This is a genomic window from Nocardia brevicatena NBRC 12119 (genome assembly GCF_000308495.1).
Lineage (GTDB): Bacteria > Actinomycetota > Actinomycetes > Mycobacteriales > Mycobacteriaceae > Nocardia > Nocardia brevicatena.
Map to the genome: position 1 here is coordinate 1 of NZ_BAFU01000123.1, position 219 is coordinate 219.

1 protein-coding gene is annotated in these 219 nt (G+C 69.4%); it reads left to right on the top strand.

What is annotated here, in order from left to right:
- Positions 1 to 219 (top strand): IPT/TIG domain-containing protein (locus ON20_RS25645; protein ID WP_040839497.1); only part of this gene is annotated, 219 nt, incomplete at both ends.

Genomic DNA, 219 nt, shown 5'->3' on the forward strand with positions numbered 1-219 from the left:
TATCCGGGTGCCCACCCTCACCGGCGTCACCCCGAACTCGGGACCGCCCACCGGTGGGACAGTGGTGGTACTGACCGGCACCGGCCTGACCGGAACCACCGCCGTGAGTTTCGGTGGCACACCGGCGACCCTGTTCACCGTCAACTCCGACACCCAGATCACCGTCCTCACCCCCGCTCATGCGGCCGGAACGGTGTCGGTCACCGTCACCACCCCGGG